22 protein-coding genes are annotated in these 21,598 nt (G+C 34.2%); 9 read left to right on the top strand and 13 right to left on the bottom strand.

The genetic code is table 11. From position 1 onward, the window contains the following. Positions 1-24: 24 nt before the first annotated feature. Entirely contained in the window at positions 25-318 is a 294-nt protein-coding gene (locus tag T367_RS0118830; protein WP_027421219.1) for a DUF721 domain-containing protein, read from the bottom strand. Then, a complete protein-coding gene (gene recF / locus T367_RS0118825; RefSeq protein WP_027421218.1) occupies positions 311-1,414 on the bottom strand; it encodes a DNA replication/repair protein RecF in 1,104 nt (367 codons plus the stop codon). The genes T367_RS0118830 and recF overlap by 8 nt, the downstream gene beginning before the upstream one ends. Positions 1,415-1,493: 79 nt before the next feature. Between recF and T367_RS0118820 the strand changes: the two genes are divergently transcribed. Then, entirely contained in the window at positions 1,494-1,934 is a 441-nt protein-coding gene (locus tag T367_RS0118820) for a type I restriction enzyme HsdR N-terminal domain-containing protein (protein WP_027421217.1), read from the top strand. 4 nt (positions 1,935-1,938) lie between these two features. Here T367_RS0118820 and T367_RS0118815 read toward each other — a convergent pair whose 3' ends face one another. Then, positions 1,939-2,595 (bottom strand): peptidase associated/transthyretin-like domain-containing protein, encoded by a 657-nt coding sequence (locus T367_RS0118815; RefSeq protein ID WP_027421216.1) that lies wholly within the window; start codon positions 2,593-2,595, stop codon positions 1,939-1,941. A 148-nt stretch (positions 2,596-2,743) separates the two neighbouring features. Between T367_RS0118815 and guaB the strand changes: the two genes are divergently transcribed. The 4 genes from guaB to T367_RS0118795 all read left to right on the top strand — a co-directional run bounded on the left by guaB (position 2,744) and on the right by T367_RS0118795 (position 8,559). Beyond that, positions 2,744-4,216 (top strand): IMP dehydrogenase, encoded by a 1,473-nt coding sequence (gene guaB, locus T367_RS0118810; protein WP_027421215.1) that lies wholly within the window; start codon positions 2,744-2,746, stop codon positions 4,214-4,216. Positions 4,217-4,228: 12 nt separating this feature from the next. Beyond that, positions 4,229-6,208: a peptidylprolyl isomerase gene (locus T367_RS0118805; protein WP_027421214.1), complete on the top strand. Its 1,980-nt coding sequence runs from the start codon at positions 4,229-4,231 to the stop codon at positions 6,206-6,208. Positions 6,209-6,389: 181 nt separating this feature from the next. Further along, entirely contained in the window at positions 6,390-7,199 is an 810-nt protein-coding gene (locus T367_RS0118800; protein WP_027421213.1) for a hypothetical protein, read from the top strand. Continuing rightward, entirely contained in the window at positions 7,150-8,559 is a 1,410-nt protein-coding gene (locus tag T367_RS0118795) for a peptidylprolyl isomerase (RefSeq protein WP_027421212.1), read from the top strand. The genes T367_RS0118800 and T367_RS0118795 overlap by 50 nt, the downstream gene beginning before the upstream one ends. Here T367_RS0118795 and T367_RS0118790 read toward each other — a convergent pair. The 6 genes from T367_RS0118790 to T367_RS0118765 all read right to left on the bottom strand — a co-directional run bounded on the left by T367_RS0118790 (position 8,556) and on the right by T367_RS0118765 (position 14,433). Beyond that, positions 8,556-9,788 carry a T9SS type A sorting domain-containing protein gene (locus tag T367_RS0118790; protein WP_157454314.1) on the bottom strand — a complete coding sequence of 411 codons (1,233 nt, stop codon included), beginning with the start codon at positions 9,786-9,788 and terminating at the stop codon, positions 8,556-8,558. The genes T367_RS0118795 and T367_RS0118790 overlap by 4 nt on opposite strands. 92 nt (positions 9,789-9,880) lie before the next feature. Next, positions 9,881-10,759 carry a metal ABC transporter permease gene (locus tag T367_RS23165; protein WP_245593078.1) on the bottom strand — a complete coding sequence of 293 codons (879 nt, stop codon included), beginning with the start codon at positions 10,757-10,759 and terminating at the stop codon, positions 9,881-9,883. After that, on the bottom strand, positions 10,759-12,036 hold the full coding sequence (locus T367_RS23160) for a metal ABC transporter permease (RefSeq protein WP_035846025.1): 1,278 nt from the start codon (positions 12,034-12,036) through the stop codon (positions 10,759-10,761). The genes T367_RS23165 and T367_RS23160 overlap by 1 nt, the downstream gene beginning before the upstream one ends. Before the next feature lie 9 nt (positions 12,037-12,045). Continuing rightward, positions 12,046-12,834, bottom strand: a complete 789-nt coding sequence (locus tag T367_RS0118775; RefSeq protein WP_035846019.1) for a metal ABC transporter ATP-binding protein — start codon at positions 12,832-12,834, stop codon at positions 12,046-12,048. A gap of 2 nt (positions 12,835-12,836) precedes the next feature. Next, positions 12,837-13,748, bottom strand: a complete 912-nt coding sequence (locus T367_RS0118770) for a metal ABC transporter solute-binding protein, Zn/Mn family (protein ID WP_027421209.1) — start codon at positions 13,746-13,748, stop codon at positions 12,837-12,839. A 4-nt stretch (positions 13,749-13,752) separates the two neighbouring features. Beyond that, positions 13,753-14,433 carry a metal-dependent transcriptional regulator gene (locus tag T367_RS0118765; protein ID WP_027421208.1) on the bottom strand — a complete coding sequence of 227 codons (681 nt, stop codon included), beginning with the start codon at positions 14,431-14,433 and terminating at the stop codon, positions 13,753-13,755. A 196-nt stretch (positions 14,434-14,629) separates the two neighbouring features. Between T367_RS0118765 and T367_RS0118760 the strand changes: the two genes are divergently transcribed. Further along, a complete protein-coding gene (locus tag T367_RS0118760) occupies positions 14,630-15,052 on the top strand; it encodes a nucleoside-diphosphate kinase (protein WP_027421207.1) in 423 nt (140 codons plus the stop codon). A gap of 59 nt (positions 15,053-15,111) precedes the next feature. On the opposite strand, the gene T367_RS0118755 is transcribed toward T367_RS0118760, so the two are convergent. Beyond that, positions 15,112-15,774, bottom strand: a complete 663-nt coding sequence (locus tag T367_RS0118755) for a metal-dependent transcriptional regulator (RefSeq protein ID WP_027421206.1) — start codon at positions 15,772-15,774, stop codon at positions 15,112-15,114. A 117-nt stretch (positions 15,775-15,891) separates the two neighbouring features. Between T367_RS0118755 and T367_RS0118750 the strand changes: the two genes are divergently transcribed. Together T367_RS0118750 and T367_RS0118745 are read left to right on the top strand one after the other, a co-directional pair. After that, on the top strand, positions 15,892-18,183 hold the full coding sequence (locus T367_RS0118750) for a TonB-dependent receptor (RefSeq protein ID WP_027421205.1): 2,292 nt from the start codon (positions 15,892-15,894) through the stop codon (positions 18,181-18,183). 13 nt (positions 18,184-18,196) lie between these two features. Continuing rightward, on the top strand, positions 18,197-18,679 hold the full coding sequence (locus T367_RS0118745) for a thioredoxin family protein (RefSeq protein WP_035845990.1): 483 nt from the start codon (positions 18,197-18,199) through the stop codon (positions 18,677-18,679). Between the two features lie 118 nt (positions 18,680-18,797). On the opposite strand, the gene T367_RS0118740 is transcribed toward T367_RS0118745, so the two are convergent. From T367_RS0118740 to T367_RS23155, 3 genes are read right to left on the bottom strand one after another with little or no spacing between them, the layout of a single operon-like run. Continuing rightward, positions 18,798-19,340 (bottom strand): hypothetical protein, encoded by a 543-nt coding sequence (locus tag T367_RS0118740; RefSeq protein WP_027421203.1) that lies wholly within the window; start codon positions 19,338-19,340, stop codon positions 18,798-18,800. After that, complete coding sequence (locus tag T367_RS0118735) at positions 19,340-19,645, bottom strand: putative quinol monooxygenase (RefSeq protein ID WP_035845983.1); 306 nt, start codon at positions 19,643-19,645, stop codon at positions 19,340-19,342. The genes T367_RS0118740 and T367_RS0118735 overlap by 1 nt, the downstream gene beginning before the upstream one ends. A 16-nt stretch (positions 19,646-19,661) precedes the next feature. Next, positions 19,662-20,525 (bottom strand): SAM hydrolase/SAM-dependent halogenase family protein, encoded by an 864-nt coding sequence (locus tag T367_RS23155; protein WP_051568670.1) that lies wholly within the window; start codon positions 20,523-20,525, stop codon positions 19,662-19,664. Positions 20,526-20,658: 133 nt separating this feature from the next. On the opposite strand from T367_RS23155, the gene T367_RS0118725 reads away from it, so the two are divergent. Then, positions 20,659-21,594 carry a PhoH family protein gene (locus T367_RS0118725; RefSeq protein ID WP_027421201.1) on the top strand — a complete coding sequence of 312 codons (936 nt, stop codon included), beginning with the start codon at positions 20,659-20,661 and terminating at the stop codon, positions 21,592-21,594. Positions 21,595-21,598: the final 4 nt, after the last annotated feature.

Genomic DNA, 21,598 nt, shown 5'->3' with positions numbered 1-21,598 from the left:
CAAATAAAATTTAAATCGGTTGAATTACTTGAAAAAGATATCTTCAATTAAATCTTTCCCCGCCATTTGATTAAATTTATCAATAATATTTGACTTCGAGTGCATCAATTCGTCTCTAATCACGGAAGAGTTCAATTCAAGGATAAGCACACGGTTCTTAATAAAGAGATTTAAGGTTCTTTTCCCTACAGCCTCCCCCATCAATTCAGTCCACTGTGAAAGTGCCTTCGTTTCAATCATCTTATCTTCCATTCCCATTGATTTAAAGAAGCCATCTAAGACATCTTTTAATGGTTTGCCATCTTCATTCTTACGCATTTTCTACTTTCCCTTCTTTTACATGAAAGATATTTACCTCTAAGTCAATACCCTCAAAAACTTTATCAATTCTGTCGACATCAGTATCAGATATAAACACTTGCCCAAAACGATGTTCCGCTACCAATTCCATCAATCGTTTTACACGACCGATATCTAATTTATCAAAAATATCATCGAGCAATAACATTGGTTTAGTATCCAATAATTCACTCACCATTTCGAATTGCGCCAATTTAAGACCAATTAAAAACGACTTCTGTTGTCCTTGACTTCCAAACTTTTTTATAGGTTGATTGTGGATTAAAAACTCCAAATCATCTTTATGAATACCAAAATTCGTATATCCTAAAATACTATCCTTTCTACTCGTTGCTTTTAAACCAGCTTCATAATCTTGCTCATTCAACTGCGACTTATAAGCGATATTAATCACTTCCTTGTCCGCTGCTATGAAATTGAAAAACTTCTGAAATAATGGAATAAAACCCACCAAAAAATCTTGTCTTTTCTTATAGACTATTTTACCTAATTCTGCCAACTGCAAATCCCAAACCTCAATACTCTCTTGCTCAAAAATCCGCATTTCTTGAAACTGCTTTAAAAGCGCATTCCTTTGTTGCAAAACTTTATTATATCGCATTAAAGTTTCTAGGTATACACGATCAACTTGCGCAATGATACTGTCAATAAACTTCCTTCGAGTCTCACTACCTTCAATAATTAAATTCGTATCATAAGGTGAAATCACAACCGATGGAAAAGATCCGATATGGTCAGAAATTTTATCATATTCCTTTTTATTGCGTTTAACTTTTTTCTTTTGGCCTTCTTGAACCGAACAAGAAATATTAATCTTCTTGTCCAATTTAACAAATGTACCATTCAGAATAAAGAATTTCTCATTCAACCGGATTGATTGTTTGTCAATAGGATTCAAAAAAGAACGACAAAATGATAGATAATAAATAGCATCTAATAAATTAGTTTTGCCAGCACCATTGTCACCAACAAATACGTTAATATCTGACGAAAAAGCCAAATTGCCTTCCGTATAATTTTTAAAATTGATTAAATTGAGTGATTCGAGGTGCATGATATTTATAGTCTAGCCCAAAGATATAAATTACTCAAGGAATGCTCTACTTATTTCCATTTTTACTTAACTTTGATTAATGCATCAGTCTTTAAATTTACCGCCAGCCCAGTTGAAGATAAAAGACAATCAAATCTGGGATATTCTGCGTAGTAAATATTATAAGTTAACTCCGGAAGAATGGGTACGTCAAAATTTCATCCATTATTTAATTGATCATTTAGGTTATCCGAAAGGCAGGATGGTTTCTGAATATCAAGTGATTTATAACAATATGAAAAAGCGCTGTGATATTGCTATTTTTGACGATCAACGTGAAGCAAAGGTTATAGTTGAATGTAAGGCACCTAAAATTAAAATAACAGAAGATACTTTTTATCAAATTGCTAAATATGCGCATACCTTAAATGCGTCATATCTTATTTTGACCAATGGATTAGAACACTATTGCGCCTATATCGACCCCGAGAATTCTTCAATAAATTACCTGGCTGAAATTCCAGTCTTCACCAACCTTTAAAAACTTATTGGCTGATTTTATATTTGCCAGTTCCTACATTCTTCAAGAACTCAGCCCAAGAAGCAGGGTTCAATAGATTGTTTTGAGGCATTTGTCCTCGTGTATACAAAGCCTGACTCATCTGAGCACGATATGCACTGTAAGAAGATCCTCCATCGGCACTAACCAATGCGCCAACGAAAGCCATCTCTTGCGGAGACAATCTTTGTTGTGCTCTTGTCAAGTCGTCATCAGGAATATCTAAACTTAAAAAATAATCTGCAAATTCTTCCCGTGAAGGCCAAGGATAAATATCTACAGGATCGATGGTAATTGTATCGTGTGCCATAACTTGCACTAGTGTAAATGAACGAATACTCATGGTATCAGAAATAACATAACGTTTCGTTTTATACCCTAATGAACTGAACTCGACCGTGTCTCCAGGATGCACAACTAAGGCATAATAACCATAAAAATCAGCTAGTGTTCCTCTATTAGTAGATAAATCTTTCACTTTCGCATAAGGAATTCGTTCTAAACTGTCATTTATTACGATACCAGTAAGCTGTACATATTGCATCGTATCAATCTTAGCAACCAATCCGAAATCTTTCAATTTAGATTGGCTAAAAGCCAATGAACTAGCCAACATTAACAAGAGAATTAAAAAGTTTTTCATGCGAAAGTTTGTGTACAAATATCCTGATTATTCGACTGCAATCAAAACTATTTAACAATTTTTAAATTGTTTAGCCAAATAAATTGGAGATAGAAAAATCCTTTTTGTTAACTTTGCGGGAATTTATAAACGAAATAAATTCATTCTTATGCCAATAGCAGATATAAAAAACGTACAAGAGGGGTTAACATATGACGACGTTTTACTAGTACCTAGGTACTCTGACGTATTGCCAAAAGATGTTAAGTTAAGAACTAAATTAACAAGGAACATATATTTAAACACGCCGATCGTTTCTGCAGCTATGGATACAGTGACAGAATCATCATTAGCAATTGCGATTGCTCAACAAGGCGGAATTGGCGTAATTCACAAAAATATGTCTATCGCTCAACAAGCGTTAGAAGTTAGAAAAGTGAAGCGTTCAGAAAGCGGTATGATTATCGACCCAATTACATTAGTTGAAAGTGCAACTGTTGCAGATGCCTTAAAATTAATGGAAGAGAATAAAATTGGCGGCATTCCAATTGTCGACGAAAACCAATTTTTAAAAGGAATAGTTACCAATAGAGACTTGCGTTTTGAAAAAGAATTATCAAAACCGATTGTTTCTATAATGACTTCAGAAAACATTGTTACAGCATCTAAAGGAACAGATTTAGTTGATGCTGAACGCACGTTACAGCAACATAAAATTGAAAAATTGCCTGTTGTTGACGATAATAATAAACTGATCGGATTGATTACATTCCGTGATATTATAAAAGTAAAAGAACATCCAAATTCATGTAAAGACGAATTCGGCAGATTGCGTGTTGCAGCAGCAGTAGGTGTAACGAATGATACCTTAACGAGAGTTGAAGCATTGGTAAAAGCTGGTGTTGATGCTATTGTTATTGACACAGCACACGGTCACACTTTAACTTTTGCTGACACATTAAGAGAGGTTAAGAAAGCCTTTCCTAAATTAGATGTAATTGCAGGAAATATTGCAACAGCTGAAGCAGCTAAATTTTTAGTAGAAGCTGGTGCGGATGCTGTAAAAGTAGGAATTGGCCCAGGTTCAATTTGTACAACAAGAATTATTGCAGGAATTGGCGTTCCTCAATTAACAGCTGTTAATGAAGTGGCTATGGCATTAGAAGGAACAGGTGTTCCTATTATTGCGGATGGAGGAATTAGATATACAGGAGATTTTGTAAAAGCAATTGCTGCAGGAGCAGATTCAATTATGGTTGGATCGATGTTTGCAGGTGTAAAAGAATCACCAGGAGAAACGATTATTTATCAGGGAAGAAAATTTAAAGCTTACCGTGGAATGGGTTCTGTTGAAGCAATGCAACAAGGATCAAAAGATCGTTATTTCCAAGGTGCTGAAGACGATGCTAAAAAATTGGTTCCGGAAGGTATTTCCGGTCGTGTACCTTATAAAGGCAATTTAGATGAAGTAATGCATCAAATCATTGGTGGATTGAGAGCTGGAATGGGATATTGTGGTGCTAAAGATATAGAACAATTAAAAGGTGCTCCTTTTATTAGAATATCAAGTGCCGGTGTAAATGAAAGTCACCCGCACGATGTTTCAATTACAAGAGAAGCTCCAAATTACAGTAAAAAATAATTGAAATTTAATATGAAAAAGATACACTTACTACTTGTCGCTTTTACGCTTACACTAAGCTCTTACGCTCAGAAAAACGATCCTGTTATTCTGACGATAGACAATGAGACAATTCATGCTTCAGAATTTGAATACATTTATTCTAAAAATAATCCGAATCCTTCCTACAAAAAAGACTCTTTAGATGACTACATGAAGTTGTTTGTTAACTACAAACTAAAAGTTCATGCAGCTAAAGAATTAGGTTATGATACTATTCCAAGATTACAAAAAGAATTATTGCAATACAGAAAGCCACTTGCTTTACCTTATATGATTGATAAGGAAAATAATGAAGCTTTAATTAAAGAGGCTTATTCACGTATTGAAAATGAAGTTAGAGCAAGTCATATCTTAGTAAGTCTTTCACCAAGTGCACTGCCAGCTGATACTGTAAAAGCTTACAGAAGAGCGATGGATTTAAGAAAACAAATCTTAGATGGCAAGGACTTTGTTGCCGTTGCACAAGGTAAAAATGGATCAGATGATCCTTCTGTTAAAACAAATGGTGGAGATTTAGGTTATTTTTCTGCTTTACAAATGATTTACCCTTTTGAAAACGCAGCATTTAATTTATCAATTGGTGATATTTCAATGCCAGTTCGCACGCAATATGGTTACCACGTTATACAATGTACTGATAAGCGTAAATCTCCAGGAATGATTTCAACTTCTCATATCCTATTAATGGCAAACGAAGGTAGAACACCAGAACAAAATGAAGCGGCTGAGAAAAAGATCAACGAAATTTACGACCTTTTAGTCGCTGGAGAAAAGTTTGAAGACTTGGCTAGAAAATATTCAGAAGATCAATCTTCAAAAGTTAAAGGAGGAGCTTTACCATCATTCGGGGCCGGGACTAAACAACGAATGGTTCCTAATTTTGAAGAGGCGGCGTATGCACTTAAAAAAGACAAAGATTTTTCAAAACCTTTCAAAACTAATTACGGATACCATATTGTTCGAAGAAACGAATTGGTTCCAATTCCAAGTTACGAGAGAATGTACAATGATTTAAGATTACGTGTTGAACGTGATGTCAGATCAGAGTCTACACACGATGCTTTCGCTGAAGGATTAAAGAAAGAGTATAATTACTACGACAATGCGTCTAAATTATTATCTATCATTTACGAACAGTTACCTGATGAAGTTTTTGAAGGTAAATGGAAAGGCTTGAATAGCGATGCACACAATGAAGAAATACTTTTCGAATTTGCGGATCAAACATTTACAATCAAACAATTTGCTGATTACTTTGTGAATAATCAACAAAGAACAAGTGTTAGAAGCAAAAAAGATTTAGTGTTAGAGGTATTTAAGAAATATGTTTACTTAATGGTTCTCCAATATGAAGATTCGCAATTAGAAAAGAAATATCCTGCTTTTAAATCAATTATGCAAGAGTACAGTGATGGGATATTGATTTTTGAAATTATGCAAGACCAAGTTTGGAAAAAAGCTTCTCAAGATACCGTTGGAATTAAAGCATATTATGAAGCGAATAAAAACAATTTCACTTATCCTTTAAGATACAATGGAGCACTTTATTCGTGCAATGATTTAGCTGCAGCAAAGGCAGTATATAAATTAGCGAAGAAAAACAAATTGAATCCCGAAGAAATTAAGGAGCAAATGAATAAGGAATCTGAATTAACAGTAAATGTGGCAACACAAACTTTTAATGCAGAAACAACGCCAGCGTTTAAGGTCAATAATGAGATAAAGGAATTTAAAAAAGGTGCGAATAAACCTTATTTAAACAACGGCATCTATTACGTTTTTAATGTTGGAGAAAAATTAGAGCCTAGACTGAGAGAATTTAGCGAAGCGAAAGGTATCGTTACGGCGGCTTATCAGAATAAGTTAGAAGAGGATTGGTTAAAAGAATTGAATAGCAAGTATAAAGTAGTTATCAATGAAGATACTCTTTACAATCTTGGGAAAAACTAAACATAATAATTGTTAAATAGAAGCCAACTTTTTACCACAAGTGAAAAGTTGGCTTTTTTTATAATTACTTTTGAATTTGATAAACAGCCTTTTTTCGCAAGTATAGATGGATTTTTACGCTAAAAACAGAACAAATAACATTCGACTTAAGTGTTTTTTTACGGGGCTATTTTGTCTGCTATTGATCGCTTGTAAAAGTGAAGAGAAGAAAGGGAAAGTAGTTGCGAAAGTCGGCGAGTATAAATTATACCTTGGAGAATTGGAACAGTTGGTTGATGAATCAAACACTGTATATCAAGAAATGGACAGTACTGCCCAATATGATGCTGTAAAAGAAAACTGGATAAAGAAAATGATTCTTGTTGAAAAGGCAAATCAATCTAAATCCCTTAATTTAAATTTTATTGAACGACGTGCTGAAGACTTTAAACATGAATTGATGGTACATCAATTTATGGAAGAAGAAGTATTGAAAAGATTAGACACGACAATCAGTCCAAAGGAACTCGAAAAATATTATACGGATCATAAGGAAGAGTTTCAATTGAATGATTATTTAGTAAAAGTACTTTATTTAAAAATCCCTTTGGATGCGCCTGATATTGAATCAATCGGTCAATCTTACAAGCTTTATAAAGAATCAGATTTAGCAAATATTGAAGCTTATGCGCAGATGTACGCTTCAAATTTTTATTATGATTTAAATAGCTGGATCTATTTTGATGATCTATTAAAAGAGATACCTTTGCAGGATATTAGAAAAGACAAGTTTATACTTAAACGATCAAAAATTCGTTTTGAAGAAAATGGATTCAATTATTTTTTGAATATCGTTGACTATAAACTAAAAAATACAATCTCGCCTTTAAGTTTTGAAAAAAACAATATTAAACAACGGATTATAAATACACGAACGAAACAGTTACGTGAAGAAATAAAAAATGAGCTTATTAAAAACGCATATGAACAAAGTTTGGTCAAAGAATATTAAAACAGTTTTATTGTTTATAGGGATAATGTTGGTTGTACCTGCAATATCTTTTGCGCAAGAAAAAACAATAATTGATAAGGTTGTTGCACAAATTGGTGACGAGGTTATCTTACTATCAGATATACAACAGCAACAATTACAATTGATACAAAACGGACAAGAAGAGAGCCCTAAATCAAAATGTAAGATTCTTGAAGATTTGATGTTCGAAAAATTACTTATTAATCAAGCGAAGATTGACAGTATTGAGGTATCTAATGATATGGTTAATGCTGAAATGGAACAAAGAATAAGATATATTGCTGATCAAATTGGTAGTATTGAAGCTTTAGAGGAGTTTTATGGAAAATCTGTTGCAAAGATTAAAGCTGAGTTTTTTGAGTTGATTAAAAAGCGAATAATGGCTGAGCAAATGAAAGATCAAATTACGAGCTTAGTTACCATTACACCAAAGGAAGTTGAGAAATTCTATAAAGATTTGCCAACAGATAGTATACCCTACATTAACTCAAAAGTAAGTATTGCACAAATAGTTATTTATCCTGATGTCACAGAAAAAGATCAGGAAATAGCAAGAAAAAAATTAGACCAAATTCGTACCGATATAATTGAGGGTAAAATGTTATTCGGAACTGCGGCTTTCGAATCAGAAGATCCAGGAAGTAGATTAAACGGCGGTGGTTTAGGTTGGCAAACAAGAGGAACAATGGTTCCCGAATTTGAGGCGGTAATTTATAAATTAGAAAAGGGTGAAATTTCAGAGGTTTTTGAAACACCTTATGGTTACCATATTATTAAGTTAATTGAGCGTAAAGGTGATAATTACGATTCGAAGCACATTCTAATTATGCCAAAGCCGTCTGACGAAGAGTTTGAGAAAGCAGCATTGAAGATTGACAGTTTATACAGTGAAATAAAAAAAGGAACTATTACTTTTGAAACAGCTGCAAGTAGATTTAGTGATGATAAAAACTCTAAAATGAACCAAGGAAAAGTGGTCAATCCTTATTCTGGTGATTATTTATGGGATGTGCAAAATATCAATGAGATTGATCCACAGATGTCGCGTATTGTAGAAGTAATTGACGTTGGTGATTATTCGTCTCCATCAACTTATTACAATCAAGCTGAAAATCAACAAGGGTTTAGAATGGTGAAATTATTGAACAGAACTGAACCACATATTGCCAATTTAAAAACAGATAGACAGTTAATTGAAATGGCTGCTAAGAATCAAAAAGACCAAAAAGTCATAGACAAATGGGTTTCTGATAAAATTGGTGGATCATTCGTTCGTATTGACGACGAATACTCAGGAAAATGTAATTTTAAACACGCTTGGCTTAAGTCTGATCTTTAGTCAGCTTTTACAAACCTTGTTGTGCTCCCCTCTTCTGTTCGAATAAAGTAAATTCCATTGTTGAGTGCATCAATGTCAATTTCTAATTTACCATTGATAAAATTGCTTGAAGTGGCTGAAGTTACTTCTTGCCCAATGCTATTGAAAATAACAACATTTGAATTAAACTTATCTTTTTTAGATTGAACAGTTAACTTATTTAATGCTGGATTAGGAAAAATAATTATATCTGAATCATCCCCATTAAAGTTGACCGAAATAGGATCCAACACTTCATTTTTTCCATCAAAATCAGTTTGACTTAAACGGTAATAATTCAAACCATAACTTGGATAATTATCAATAATGCTATATTGATTCTCACGACTCGAAGTACCCGCTCCATCTACAATTACTAGATCCTTCCATGACTGGCCATCTAATGATTTTTCTATCTTAAAATAATCGTTATTCAATTCTGATTTAGTTTTCCAATTTAGCTCTATAACATCATTAACAACATCTCCTTTAAACGACAACAATTCAATTGGTAACGGAGAAAAAGTGACGTTGCCAATAATCATATTATCAATACTCGTTTTATTGGCTCCACTCGCATCCATGCTAAGCCCAATTGTTATATCTCCTGCAGCATTCCAATACAAAGGTCTAGCATCTGGTCCATCATTACTCCAAACCTCAACGCCGTCGACTAAAAGAGCACCATACCCCGAATCAGGTAAATAGTAAAACCTGTAGTTTCTAAATACATCATCATTAGGAATACTGTAAGCACTTCCAGATGTAACGGTCACATAACTAGCGCCACCATCACTAACACGATAAGAAACAGAAAAACTAGAGCCTGCAGTAATTATTAAACTACTTCCTCTATTAAAAAAATTAGCCACAGATTCATCTCGTTGGTAATCAATTGAAAAATCTATTCCATCAACATCAAAAAGTGGGGAGCCAGCAATTTTTAATTCAATATCCTGTTTTGGCAGCCCTGAATTTAATCCATTTGTTCCACCTTCACCATGACTATCAGAGAAGGCACTACTACTTACATCATAAGCATCTGGACCAATCAAAGCATCAGTTACAGGATCAGAATCCCAATCAAACTGGCTAATTACTTGACTATTTAAAACCAAATATTGCAGTAGAAAAGTTAGGGTTAAAATAATTTTTATCAAATGAGCCATTGTATCAAATTGGTTGTTTTTTTTATCTACGTGATTTCTCACCTAAAAGTTTAGAAAATGTTAAATTATGTAAGAAATCAAAGAAAGCAGCACTCTGTAAAATCCTATATGTTAAAAGAGTTCCATAAAATTATCTATGCTGGATTCAACGATTTAGATACTTGTTGTTTTCTAAAAAATTTATCAATGATTAAAACCATCATAAATATAATTCCAGAGACTGAAACCATTGCTCCTGTGATATTTACATTGAGCCAAATAGCTAATGCATAACCAATCACCACTGCTGCAATTCCAAATATTGCCGCCAAGAACATCATGCGATTCAATTTTTTAGAAATTAATTGTGCTGTTGCAGCTGGAATTATAAGGAATCCAACGACCAATACAGCACCAACCACCTCGAAAGAAACAACTGTCGTTAAAGAAACTAATGTCATTAATACATAATGCCAACGCGTTGTATTGATTCCCAATCCTCTTGCATAATCCTCATTAAAAGCCAAGAGTTTAAATCCTTTAAAGCCTAATACTAATGTCAAACCAATACAGAAGAAAGCGAATAATTCAGTATAGAAAGCCATAGGACCTATATAGAGGTTTCCGTCAATGATGATTTTATCCAAATTTATCAATCCTATCTCACCGTACAATACACAGTCCATATCAATATCTACATTGCCTTTTAGCCAGGTGGATATTAAAATCATTCCAACAGCAAATAATAACGTATAAGTGATTCCAATTGATGCATCTCCTTGAATTTTGGCTTTTTTTGTTAAAAAATCAATCATTAAGGATGCTACAACACCCGTAAGCGTAGCACCTATCAATAATAGCAAAGAAGTTTTGTCACCACTGAAATAATACGCAACAACAATTCCAGGCAGCACTGCATGAGATATCGCATCACCAACAAGTGCCATTTTTCTCAGCAATAAAAAACAACCCAATAAAGCCGCATTAATTGCAACTAGACTAGCTGTTAATAATATCCAAATGTCATTCATCATTAATAATCGTCTTTTGGTATCCCTAATATTCCTAGTTCCTTTTCTAATTCTTTTTCAATCTCAGGAGACAGGACATGTTCTATCGCCTCTGCACCTGCATGTACATGATTCTCATCCATCGATGTTCGTCTTAATAAATAATGTTCCCACAATCTATGTAAACGCACTATTCTTTTGCTTTCTACAATACCTTCAGCAGACAAATAGAATTTTGTGCCATCTGCCACTAAAAGTCCCTTTTGTTTCAATTTCACCAATCCTTTATTCAATTCACGTGTCGAAAACAAACGCACTGATAATAGATCCGCCGCAGCAAATGGCTCAGCAATATCTTTTTGTTTTTTTTCATGCCATTGGAAGATGGACTTCAAAATATTTTCTGTAAAGATTTTTCTCTTGTTCTTATTCGCCAAAAGTATCCGATATAAAATACCTTTTTTAGTTGAAAAAACGAAAGATATGATGGTAATAAGAGACAAGATCAATACAACCCATGGACCGGTTGGCACACCCGCATTTGCGTAAGAAACATAAGCACCCAACACGCCTGAGAAAACTGAGAAAACAACAGCAATCAAGAGCATCACCCTTAAATTATTCGACCAGAACCGAGCTGCGGCGGCAGGCGTAATAATCAAAGCAGACATTAAAACTACACCTAATGCTTGAATACCTGCAGCAATGGCTAAAACAGTTAAAGAAGTCAAAACAAATTCAATCGTTTTCACAGGTAATCCCGCGGATGCAGCAAAATCGTAATTAAATGAAATCGATAAAAAAGCACGGTAAAAGAAATATGTAGCCACCAGAATCACCAATAGAATAATTCCAAAAATATATACCTCATCCTTATTAATCGCGGCTGCTTGACCGAATAAAAAATTATTTAAACCACCTTCATTCGCATAATCTCCATTTTGAATGACGGACATTAATACAATACCAAAGGCGAATAAAGTTGACAATACAATTCCAATAGCGGCATCCTGTTTAATCTTGGTTTGATTCACAATATAGTCGACCAAGAAAGTCGCCAGCCATCCTGTTAAAAAGGCTCCTCCTAATAAGTAAATGATATTCTTGTCGCCCGCTAAAATAAACCCCAGACAAACACCTGGCAATAATGCATGCGCTATGGCATCACCTATTAAAGCACGTTTTCGGAGGAATGCGAAAGTTCCAATTACAGCAGATGAAGTATTGATACAGATCATGCCCAATACCACGTAAATTACGTTAGGATCTTTAAATGTTATGAAGTCGATTAAAGTCTGCATCTGTTCGAATTAAAAGTCCATATCTTTTTCACGAATAGGGAATTCATTTTCTTTAATAAGACTTGCGACCTTCGCCAATAAGGTTAATTGCCCGCCATAAGCATTGGTCAAGTTTTCTTTCGTCAAGACCTCTTGTGGTGTTCCTTTGGCAATTAATCGGGTATTTAAAAGTACCAAATAATCAAAATAATCCGAAACTGTTTGTAAATCGTGATGAATGATCAATACCGTTTTGCCATCATTTTTCATTTCTTGTAAGAGCGAAAGAATAGAACTCTCAGTTGCAGCATCTACTCCAACGAAAGGTTCGTCCATCAAATACAATTCCGCACGTTGGGCTAAAGCTCTGGCTATAAAAACACGCTGTTGCTGTCCTCCAGAAAGTTGAGCTATTTGCCGGTTTTTGAATTCAGTTAAACCTACTTTTTCAATACTTTGATTGACAATGTCGATATCCGTTTTATTCGTTCGACGGAACAAATTGTGTTTTCGATATCTTCCCATCATAACAATGTCATAGACACTTGCCGGGAAATCCCAATCAACACTTTCACGTTGTGGAACATATGCAACACGCTCACGAATCTTATCTAAATCTTGATTGAATATTTTCACAAATCCACTCGAAGGTTCAAGCAAGCCCATTATTGTTTTTAAAAGTGTTGTTTTACCCGAACCATTTGGTCCGATCACCCCTATTATTTGACCAACAGGCAATTCAAAATCGACATCCCACAATACCGGTGCACCACCATAAGTAGTTGTTAAATTATGTACTTCTATCGAACAATTTTCCATCCTTACTTTAATCCGTTTACAATAATTTCAACATTCTCTTTGAACATCCCTATGTATGTTCCTCCTTTTGTATCAGGTTCACCAAGGGCATCAGAAAATAAAGGACCATCTATTTTAAGTAGATATTTTTTTTGTTCGGCACCATCCAAAATTGATTGAGCTGTTTTACTAGATGTCGAGGTTTCAATAAAAATCGACTTAATGCCTTTTGTAATCACAAAATCAACCATATCCGCAATATCCCTTAATCCAACTTCCGAAAGGGTTGATATTCCTTGAATTCCCTTCACCTCTACTCCATACCTTCTTCCAAAATATGAAAAGGCATCGTGCGAGGTAATTAAAATTCGATGCGCTTCATGTAATTTACCTAGTTCTTCTTTCGCCCAAGAATCCATCATTAAAACTTCCTTTTTATAGGCATTGAAATTTGCATCATAAGTCGATTTATTTGCTGTATCAACAGCTGCTATTCCGTTTTTCACATGTTCTAATCCATTAATCCAAATGGTTGGGTCGAACCAAATATGCGGATCGAATGAATCCTCAAAATCGGCTGACTTTATTAAATCTCCCTTATCAATTCCGTCAGCAACATTTAGCACGAGTTTTTCTTGTCCATACTTTCTTAGCATTTCAGACATTTTACCTTCAAGGTGCAATCCATTCGCTATGATAATATCTGCATTTTCTAATAGATCAACATCTCCCGGTGTTGGTTTATATAAATGAGGATCCGTTCCTGGTCCCATCATCGAAGTGATTTCAACATTGTCACCTAGAATTTGGTAGAGTCCGTCTTTAATAATGCCCGTTGTCACAACAATATTTAGCGGCCCTGTTTGTGTCGATTCTTCAATTCGACATGCATTAAGTCCCCCAATAATCAATATAAAGATGAATATATTCTTCATTTTTTTATGTTTTAGAAATAAATTTTACGCCAATATTTTCAATCACTTTCTTTGACAGATTCAGTTCATTGCCATTTTCTAGTGCAATACGCATCGACTTGTCAAATTCGTACTTTTCTATAATTCGTATACAGATGCCTAATACCAAATTATTCTTTTCTAAATAAGTCAATAGAGAGGCGGAGTCCTCATTCACGCTAACGATTTCAACTAAAGAATTGACAACTGTTTCTGACAATTTTATTTTTGCTTTTCGATAAGTAATTTTACCATCCTTATCTGGAATAGGATCACCGTGTGGATCGAATTTTGGATAATCTAAAAAGTGATCCAACGAATCGATTAATTTGGTTGAGTCTATATGTTCGAGTTGTTCTGCAATATCATGCACCTCTTCCCATCCAAAATTTAACTTCATCACCAAAAAAGTTTCCCAAAGTCTGTGTTTTCTTATAATTTGAACGGCGATACCTTCCCCCTTATCAGTCAAGTTACAACCTTTATACTTCACATACGAGACCAATTCTTTCTCCGCCAATTTTTGTAGCATATCCGTAATTGACGAAGCTTTGGAATTCAACCGAGCGGCTAAATTATTGGTTGAAACACGGAATGCGTCAACACCTGACAAATGAAAAATTTCTTTTAAATAATTCTCCTCACTATGCGTAAGTTGGTACTCCATAATATTGTCAAATAAAAATCCTTTAATAAATAAGTAGGCCTTCAATTCGTTTTTGGAATTCGGAAGATCCTTAATTTATTTTACCAAAGATAGTAACATATTTTTAGACAAGACTAAAAATTAATCGAGATAATTATAATCACATTTAAAATTTGAGTTGTATCTTTGCCAAAAAAAGTAAAAAAAAGATTTAGAAATGGCAACAAACAGAACATTTACAATGATTAAGCCTGAGGCAGTAGCTAAAGGATATACTGGAAAGATAATTGATATGATTATCGGTGCTGGTTACCAAATTAAGGCGATGAAATTAAAATCATTGTCAAAAACTGAAGCTGGAGAATTCTATGCAGTACATGCTGAGCGTCCTTTTTACGGAGAATTAGTTGACTATATGTCAGGAGGACCAATAGTTGCAATGATTTTAGAAAAAGACAATGCAGTTGAAGATTTCAGAACATTAATCGGTGCTACTGATCCTGCTGAAGCAGCAGAAGGAACGATTAGAAAAGCTTATGCTACTTCTAAAGGTGAAAATGCAGTACATGGTTCAGATTCTGACGAAAATGCTGCAATTGAAAGTGCATTCCACTTTTCAGCTGAAGAGATTGTTGGATAATTATCTAATCAACGATAAATAAAATTAAAAGTCATCTCATTGAGGTGACTTTTTTTTGGCTATTGGTCAACAAGTATCACCCAAATACTTTCACAAGCCTCCAAAGACAATACTTTAATGTCTTCTCCATTAAAACATAGGCTAAAACTATAATCGAAAGGTTCAATTCCTGTCAATTCGAACGACTTACCCAACTTTATTTCATGTTGCGCCATCAATAGATCAAAAGCCTTATTTTGTTTTAAAAAGCCATTAATAATTCCCTTCTCTCCCACTTTCAACGTTGATAGTTTAACCTCAACTTCTGGTGGAAGAACGCCATCCTTATCAGGGATAGGAGATCCATGAGGGTCGTATTTTGGAGTCTTTAAAATTTCATCCATTCGATCAAAAAACTTGGGAGAATGAATATGCTCAAGTTGTTCAGCAATATCGTGAACCTCATCTTTATTAAAGCCCATATTTTGAACGAGAAACATTTCTGCTAAGCGATGCTTGCGCACAATCAAGGACGCCGTTTTATTGCCTTTTAATGTTAGCGTTAATGGTTTGTATTTTTCATATTTCACCCAGCCAATCTCCTGCATTTTCTTTACCATATTGTTCGCTGTAGGTTTACTAACCTCCATCTTTTTAGCGAGCGCTGTGATTGTAACATCTTTTTGAAACTGGCTAATCGAGCGCATTGCCTTTAAGTAGTTTTCTTTTGTTTCCGTTGCCATTGGGTGATTTTCTATAACAAAGATAAATAAAAATGTGTTTTTTTATTTGTTAGACAAATCTAACTAATTATATTTGCCTTAATGATTCATTTTTTAGATAAGACTAAATAAATATTTATGAGATCGATATTTTTACTATTTATAATTCAATTTTCCATTACAACTTACTGCCAAAATGCTCAGATAACAGGAATAGTATCTTCTGACGGAGAAGCGATTCCTTTTGCAAAAGTAAATCTACTTCATACAAAAGGTGGCGTTATATCAGATATGAACGGCGCATTTACCTTAACCAATTTATCACCACAAGCTTATATTTTAATCGTTACTGCGATTGGTTTTAATATACACAATGACACGATAGTATTAGCGAAAGGTCAAAACATGACTTTGGACATCAACCTCATCAAAAGCGACAAAAACTTGAACGAAGTTGTTATATCTGGAACGATGAAACCAATGTCTAAGTTAGATAGTCCAGTACCAGTAGAGGTTTACACCACCGAATTTTTCAAATCGAATCCTAGTCCTTCAGTTTATGAAGCGCTGTCCAATGTTAATGGGGTAAGACCGCAAGTCAATTGTTCAGTCTGTAATACTGGTGACATTCATATTAATGGTTTAGAAGGTCCATATACAATGATATTGATTGATGGGATGCCAATTGTCAGTGGACTGTCTACAGTATATGGACTCAGTGGTATTCCCCAGTCATTAATTGAAAGAGTTGAAATTGTAAAAGGTCCTGCTTCTACACTTTATGGTTCTGAAGCTGTTGGAGGGTTGGTAAATATTATCACAAAGGCTCCAACCAATGCACCTTTATTCTCAGCAGATGCATTTGCAACCAGTTGGGGTGAAATAAATGCAGATCTCGCCGGTAAAATAAAAATCGGTAAAAAACTGCAAGCTTTAATTGGTGTAAATTATTTCAACTTCAACCAGTTAACAGACAATAACAACGATAATTTCACAGACTTAACACAACAAAATAGAATTTCAATCTTCAATAAATGGAATTTAGAACGTAAGGACGATAAGCTATTTACCATTGCCGGTCGTTATGTTTATGAAGACCGTTGGGGAGGCGAACTTGATTGGACGCCTGCCAATAGAGGTGGTGATAAAATTTATGGTGAAAGTATCTATACCAATAGATGGGAAGTGTTCGGAACTTATCAATTACCGATAAAAGAAGCCGTTTTCTTTAACTTTAGCATGAACCAACACAAACAGAATTCTGTTTATGGTGACACTTGGTATATTGCAGACCAACGCATTGCTTTTGGGCAGTTTAATTGGAATAAAAAAATTGGTCGAAGACAAGAGCTATTATCGGGTGTTGCCCTTCGATATACCTATTATGATGACAATACACCAGCGACAAGTGATTATACGTTGACGAAAAATCAACCTTCAAACACCATTCTACCTGGCATATTTGTTCAAGATGAAATCAGTTTAAATACGCAAAATAAAATATTATTAGGTATGCGTTACGACTACAATTCATTACACGGCAATATCTATACCCCAAGAATTAATTATAAATGGAATTCTAGAAATAAGAAAAGTATCATTCGCATAAGTGGAGGAAGTGGTTATCGTGTAGCGAATGTTTTCACAGAAGACCATGCCGCTTTAACCGGCGCTAGAGAAATTGTTTTCCTTTCAGATTTAAACCCAGAAACGTCATGGAATGGGAATTTAAATATGATTCAAAAAGTATTTACTAAAAACGGCTTATTGATGACCTTCGACTTCACAGCTTTTTACACCTATTTTGACAATAAAATATTTGCTGACTATGACACCAATCCAAATCAGATTATTTATGATAACCTTGATGGTCATGCGATCTCGAATGGCATATCTTTAAATATTGACATCTCTTATAAAAACCTTACCGCTTTATTGGGTGGAACAGCAATGGAAGTTTATAGCGTAAACAACAGTGTCAAAGAAAGACAAGAGCTTACCGAACAATTCACAGGTACTTGGACCATTGGTTATAAATTCCCAAAAGCTGGTTTAAAAGTTGACTATACGGGCAACCTTTATGGCCCAATGGATTTACCGACTTTAGGTTCAGATGATCCGAGACCGTCAACATCACCTTGGTGGAGTATCCAAAATATTCAAGTGACCAAAACTTTTAAAAAATATAAAGGACTTGAAATCTATGCAGGTGTAAAAAACTTATTGAATTGGACCCCTTGGAAAAACATGAATACAGAAATGATTGCGAGAGCCCATGATCCATTTGATAAAAATGTAAGTTTTGCCGACAATGGTGATGTCATTCCAACGGCCAACAATCCATACGGTTTGACATTTGATCCCGCTTATGTTTATGCTCCTAATCAAGGAATAAGAGCTTTTCTTGGCCTCCGTTTTTATTTAAAATAAAGCCCAATTCCTTATGATCAAAAAAATTAAATCGATTGTAGTATTTGTATTCCTCTTTAGTTCTTTGCCTTTACAATCCTTCAGTCAAAATAACGAACTTAAGACTTATACTTTTGAAAAGGCAGATAGTTTAAATACGATTACCCCAAAAAGTATGGTCATTTTCTTTCATACAGACTGGTGTAAATACTGTGCACAAATGCTATCAGTTACTTTAAAAGACAAAGAAGTAATTAAGCATTTAAATGAGGACTTTTATTTCATCTCATTCGATGCAGAAAGTAAAGAAGAGGTTCTTTTTGCAGGTGAAAAGTTCAATTTTAAACCTTCGGGGAACAATACAGGTGTGCATGAAATAGCAAAACAATTGGCAACAATTGATGGGAATTTAGCTTATCCAACATTAAGTATTTTAAATGAGAAATACGAAATAATATTTCAGAGAGCAACTGTTTTAAGTATCGAAGAATTAATTTTAGTTTTAGAAAAAATCTAGACGGTTGCTCCTTAAATGAGGGTTCAAATATGAATTCAATTGTCATAAAAGTCGATTCTTTTGAATCGGCTTTTATCGTTTAATACTGACATCTTAGTAAACTCGTGAATAAAGAAGATTAATCAAGTTTATTCAATTGTCTTGCTCGTTTCATCGAGTAAAATGAAAAACGGTAACCAATTTTAACTCCTCCCCAGAAATATAAATTCTTTGAAAAACCTGTCAATACATCGGTACTCTTTAATGCGTGTGAATAAGCAGGCCCAAAATCAATTTCAAAGTTGATTTGATTCTTTCCGAAGACTGAAATACCAATAGGCAAATTATGCATTAAAAATAGCGGATCATTCGCTGTTAAAAAAGCGGTAGATCTCCAACCAATATTCCAGCATGCTTTATGTCTATCAATTCCAAAAGGATAAACTTTAAAATTAGCTCCAGTTGCTGGGTAACCTACGCTAATTCCCATGCGAAGTTTCTCACGTAAAAAATGATCGAAAGCCAATCCTGCGAAACCTGTCCCTCCTCCAAGCTCAATAGACAATGCACTTTTAAAGACTCCTGAAAATTCCATTCGAGCAATATCGTCTTCGTCTAAATCAACAATTTGCGCATTAATAAACTGACTACTTAAGAAAATAAAAATTAAAATATACTTCACTATAAATTGTTTGATTCACAAAAAATTTCTGTACTCCATGCTTCTGGTTTAGCAACGAACCATGCCTTAACTTTAGGCCAAACTTGTCCAAAAAGCTCTGTATGTCTATAATTATTAAGACTTTTCTCATTGTCCCAAATACTATAAGTAAAATAAACCCCATTTTCAGAAATATCACGCAATAATTTAACGCCATTGCAACCTGGCTGTCCACCAACTGCGTCCTTAATTTCATCAAAATAATCTTCAAATTCTTTGCAATATTCTGCACCGAATGTCATTTTAACAATTCGCTGTATACTCATAATAACAATGCTTTTATTAATTATTAAATAATGATTCGATATTATCTTTTGATCCTTTAGGATGAAACTCCATTCTAACAATATCATTTACATTCAACCCTAATAAGGGACCTGCTCCACCTCCATTTCCACTCACACCTTTATTTATCGCAATTTCTAAAAAGCCATTTTCATTGAATAGCGCTAATTTCTCAGCGGTAGGCACATCGTGATAATTGGTTGAAATGGTTTCGATAAAATACCTAGCGTTCTTAAAATAAATTGTGAATGGATTCCCTTTACCCACCTCGTTAAACAATTTCTCCGTAATATTCGTAATCACGTTCCCGTATTTGTCAATATGAATCACCGCACCTTTAATCAGATCAACAGTAAGAATAGGTTGTGTTGTAAATACTTTCTTCAAATCGGTCGTAACCTCACCTATTTCGTTTAAGTCAACACCTTCTGCAATTTTCTGAATTGTAGGTAAATAAATATATTTTGTAGGATGTCTCAAGGCTAACTTCGCACTAAAGTCATCAATTCTAATTAGCATTTCAGCATCTTGATAATCATTTATTAAAGAGAAAACACCATTATCACAACCAACAATGTATTGTCCTCTTAATTTCATTACAAGTGGATAAAGATTTAAAGAAGGATTTCCAATATTAATTTTAGGTAAAGCATCTACACCTAAGAAGTGGATGGTACCTTTTGGAAAATCGTCAAAAACATTATTCAGAAAGAATGCCGTTTGTGCAATATTAAAAGCCTGAACGTCATGCGATATATCAACAACTTGGACATTATTCAAACTGCCATATAGCTGCCCTTTTAGCGCGGCCACATAATGGTCAGATAATCCGAGGTCCGTAGTTAATGTTATTATTTGCATGCCATTCCTTGATACAAAATACAATACTTTTATTTAAATTGCATTTACTAGTAAAGAGAAAATTCTAATTTTGTTCAAAATTAAGTTTAATTTTTACTAAACTAAAATTAAACGACTATAATTAACTAAAATTTTGCAAGAAAAAATCATTGAAATTACTGGTATTTCACCAATGGACTTATTTGGTGTGAATGACCAGAAATTAAAATTAATTGGGAATTATTTTCCCAAATTAAAATTAATAGCTAGAGGTAATATTATTAAAGTTATTGGAGATCCCGCTTTGATTGAGGAATTTGAAAAGAAGCTTTCGTTATTAACCGCATATATAGGAGAGTTTAATAGCTTAACTGAAAACAATATTGAGACTTTAATGCTAAAGGAAACAGAATCAATTCCTTTTAAAGATTTTGGTGATACAATTGTACATGGTGTTCGAGGTAATTTAATTAAAGCTCGAACAGCAAATCAGCGTAAACTTGTTAAGGCGAGTGTAGAGAATGATATGGTTTTTGCTATCGGTCCAGCTGGAACAGGTAAAACATATACAGCAGTTGCTTTAGCAGTAAGAGCCTTAAAAAATAAAGAGGTGCGTCGGATTGTACTGACAAGACCGGCAGTTGAAGCAGGTGAAAACTTAGGTTTTTTACCTGGCGATTTAAAGGAAAAATTAGATCCCTATTTACAACCACTATACGATGGTTTACGCGATATGATTCCAACTGAAAAACTTTTAGAATACGTTGAGAACGGTGTGATAGAGATCGCTCCATTGGCATTTATGCGTGGACGAACTTTAGATAATGCCTTTGTAATTTTAGATGAGGCTCAAAACACAACCGTAAATCAAATGAAAATGTTTTTAACCAGAATGGGAAGACATGCCAAATTTGTAATTACTGGAGATCACACGCAAATTGACTTACCTAAAAACCAAAAATCAGGATTAACATACGCTGTTGATCGCTTAGAATCGGTTGAAGGAATTGACATCGTTAAACTGACAACCAGCGATGTAATTAGACATCACTTAGTTAAAAAAATAATAGACGCTTTTCAAGAAGATTAAAAAT

This window comes from Crocinitomix catalasitica ATCC 23190 (genome assembly GCF_000621625.1).
GTDB classification, from domain to species: Bacteria; Bacteroidota; Bacteroidia; order Flavobacteriales_D; family Crocinitomicaceae; genus Crocinitomix; species Crocinitomix catalasitica.
This window is presented reverse-complemented; position numbering and strand designations above follow the sequence as displayed.

Excerpts from the sequence above, each read along its gene's own strand:
- T367_RS0118745 (WP_035845990.1), top strand. The coding sequence starts at position 18,197 with ATGATCAAAAAAATTAAATCGATTGTAGTATTTGTATTCCTCTTTAGT.
- T367_RS0118775 (WP_035846019.1), bottom strand. The coding sequence starts at position 12,834 with ATGGAAAATTGTTCGATAGAAGTACATAATTTAACAACTACTTATGGT.
- guaB (WP_027421215.1), top strand. The coding sequence starts at position 2,744 with ATGCCAATAGCAGATATAAAAAACGTACAAGAGGGGTTAACATATGAC.
- T367_RS23165 (WP_245593078.1), bottom strand. The coding sequence starts at position 10,759 with ATGATGAATGACATTTGGATATTATTAACAGCTAGTCTAGTTGCAATT.
- T367_RS0118755 (WP_027421206.1), bottom strand. The coding sequence starts at position 15,774 with ATGGCAACGGAAACAAAAGAAAACTACTTAAAGGCAATGCGCTCGATT.
- T367_RS0118770 (WP_027421209.1), bottom strand. The coding sequence starts at position 13,748 with ATGAAGAATATATTCATCTTTATATTGATTATTGGGGGACTTAATGCA.
- T367_RS0118805 (WP_027421214.1), top strand. The coding sequence starts at position 4,229 with ATGAAAAAGATACACTTACTACTTGTCGCTTTTACGCTTACACTAAGC.
- T367_RS0118830 (WP_027421219.1), bottom strand. The coding sequence starts at position 318 with ATGCGTAAGAATGAAGATGGCAAACCATTAAAAGATGTCTTAGATGGC.
- T367_RS0118750 (WP_027421205.1), top strand. The coding sequence starts at position 15,892 with ATGAGATCGATATTTTTACTATTTATAATTCAATTTTCCATTACAACT.
- recF (WP_027421218.1), bottom strand. The coding sequence starts at position 1,414 with ATGCACCTCGAATCACTCAATTTAATCAATTTTAAAAATTATACGGAA.
- T367_RS23160 (WP_035846025.1), bottom strand. The coding sequence starts at position 12,036 with ATGCAGACTTTAATCGACTTCATAACATTTAAAGATCCTAACGTAATT.
- T367_RS0118735 (WP_035845983.1), bottom strand. The coding sequence starts at position 19,645 with ATGAGTATACAGCGAATTGTTAAAATGACATTCGGTGCAGAATATTGC.
- T367_RS0118815 (WP_027421216.1), bottom strand. The coding sequence starts at position 2,595 with ATGAAAAACTTTTTAATTCTCTTGTTAATGTTGGCTAGTTCATTGGCT.
- T367_RS23155 (WP_051568670.1), bottom strand. The coding sequence starts at position 20,525 with ATGCAAATAATAACATTAACTACGGACCTCGGATTATCTGACCATTAT.
- T367_RS0118760 (WP_027421207.1), top strand. The coding sequence starts at position 14,630 with ATGGCAACAAACAGAACATTTACAATGATTAAGCCTGAGGCAGTAGCT.
- T367_RS0118765 (WP_027421208.1), bottom strand. The coding sequence starts at position 14,433 with ATGGAGTACCAACTTACGCATAGTGAGGAGAATTATTTAAAAGAAATT.
- T367_RS0118795 (WP_027421212.1), top strand. The coding sequence starts at position 7,150 with ATGAGCTTATTAAAAACGCATATGAACAAAGTTTGGTCAAAGAATATT.
- T367_RS0118820 (WP_027421217.1), top strand. The coding sequence starts at position 1,494 with ATGCATCAGTCTTTAAATTTACCGCCAGCCCAGTTGAAGATAAAAGAC.